Source organism: Candidatus Methylomirabilis sp. (assembly GCA_036000645.1).
Taxonomy (GTDB): domain Bacteria; phylum Methylomirabilota; class Methylomirabilia; order Methylomirabilales; family JACPAU01; genus JACPAU01.
This window is the reverse complement of sequence record DASYVA010000184.1, coordinates 1-1,539: the sequence shown is the minus strand read 5'-3', so window position 1 is coordinate 1,539 and position 1,539 is coordinate 1. Positions and strand designations below refer to the sequence as shown.

At 67.3% G+C, this 1,539-nt stretch carries 3 protein-coding genes; all 3 read left to right on the top strand.

All coding sequences use genetic code 11. The features are described 5' to 3' along the window. Positions 1-193: 193 nt before the first annotated feature. The 3 genes from VGT06_10330 (at position 194) to VGT06_10320 (ending at position 1,505) form a co-directional block, all read left to right on the top strand. Positions 194-730, top strand: coding sequence for a CHRD domain-containing protein (locus VGT06_10330; GenBank protein ID HEV8663517.1), 537 nt, complete (start codon positions 194-196; stop codon positions 728-730). A gap of 244 nt (positions 731-974) precedes the next feature. Then, positions 975-1,178, top strand: a complete 204-nt coding sequence (locus tag VGT06_10325) for a hypothetical protein (GenBank protein HEV8663516.1) — start codon at positions 975-977, stop codon at positions 1,176-1,178. A 15-nt stretch (positions 1,179-1,193) separates the two neighbouring features. Further along, on the top strand, positions 1,194-1,505 hold the full coding sequence (locus tag VGT06_10320; protein ID HEV8663515.1) for a redoxin domain-containing protein: 312 nt from the start codon (positions 1,194-1,196) through the stop codon (positions 1,503-1,505). Positions 1,506-1,539 lie beyond the last annotated feature (34 nt).

The following is a 1,539-nucleotide window of genomic DNA, read 5'->3' as shown; positions in this document are numbered from 1 at the left end:
CCCATCGGAAGGGTTCACCGGTTCCTCGTGGCGCCGAGCCCAGCGGCTACCCAGGGTTCCCTGACGAAGGGGCAATCAGAGCCAGATTTCGGCAGAAGGGGGGTGGCTGCCGCATTGGCACGCGGTGGGGCGCGGGGAGATGCTTGGCGGTCCCGATTAGGGCTATCCAGACCAATCTGAAGGAGAACACGAGATGAAGCGGCACGGGATCAGCCTGTTCGTGGCCCCCTTCGCCGTACTGGCGACCCTGGGGCTATTGTCATCGGCGATCGCAGGCGACGGGGACAAGTTCAGGGCGCGGCTGCGCAGCATTGAGGAGCCTCCGGCCATCTCGAGCGTGGCACGTGGCGCGTTCGAGGCAAGGCTCAGCCAGGACGGGGTGACCGTCGATTACACACTGACCTACCAGGATCTAGAGGGGGACGTCAGGCAGGCCCATATCCATCTCGGCCAGCGCAGTGTCAATGGTGGGATCAGTGTCTGGCTGTGTCAGACCGCCTTCAACGTTGACCCTACTGGCCTTGCACCTGCCTGCCCGCAATCGGGAACAGTGGAGGGCAGCTTCACGGCCGCCAACGTGATTGGCCCAGCCGGACAAGGAATCGCTACCGGTGAATTCGCTGAGCTCATACGGGCGATGCGCGCTGGGGTAACCTATGCCAACGTGCATTCAACCAAATTCCCAGGTGGCGAGATCCGCGGACAGATCCGCGGTGGTGACGATGACTGAGTAACGGCGAGCTGAGCGGCAGCCCGAGGCTCGCCCCCCCTCGCTCTATCCCGCGGAAAAGCCCCTGCCCCCCAGGGGCTTTTCTTATGGTCCTCCGTCCTGCCTCTCCAGGAACGTAGGCGGCTGGAAGACTGGGCCGCGCACGCATCCGGGGGGTGTGCCCCCTGCGTATCCAGGTCGGGGGCTGCGCCCGGCCGGGAGGAGCCGTTCCCGGCACGCGTGGCCCTGGGGAGGAGGTGAGGGCATGACGGCAACACGGTGGGTGGCGGGGCCGATCCTCGCCCTGTCGCTGCTGGGTGCGCCGGAGGGGGCGGGCCTGCTCCGGCCGCCGGAGACGGCACCGGCAGCCCCCGAGGTGGAGAGCCCGGTCTGGATTAATTCCGCGCCGGTCCGGCTGGCCGACCTCCGGGGGAAGGTGGTCCTGGTGGAGTTCTGGACCTACGGCTGAATCAACTGCCTGAACGTGGTCCCGAGTTTGCGGGACTGGCACGAGCGGTACGGCCCCCAGGGTCTGGTCATCATCGCGGTCCACTCCCCGGAGTTCTTCTGGGAGAAGGACCCGGACCGGGTCCGGGCCAAGGTGGCCGACCTCAAGATCCGCTACCCGGTGGCCCTCGACAACGACTTCAGCACTTGGAAGCGATACGGCAACCGCTACTGGCCCACCCGGTACCTGGTGGATAAGCGGGGCCGGATCCGCGCCAAGTACATCGGCGAGGGGGGCGACCGCGCGGTCGAGGCGGGCCTCCGCACCCTCCTCGCCGAACAGCCCTAGCCGATCGCGGCGACCGTTGCCGCCGCCCTCCCGA

Coding starts and splice junctions, on each gene's coding strand:
- VGT06_10330 (HEV8663517.1), top strand. CDS start 194: ATGAAGCGGCACGGGATCAGCCTGTTCGTGGCCCCCTTCGCCGTACTG.
- VGT06_10325 (HEV8663516.1), top strand. CDS start 975: ATGACGGCAACACGGTGGGTGGCGGGGCCGATCCTCGCCCTGTCGCTG.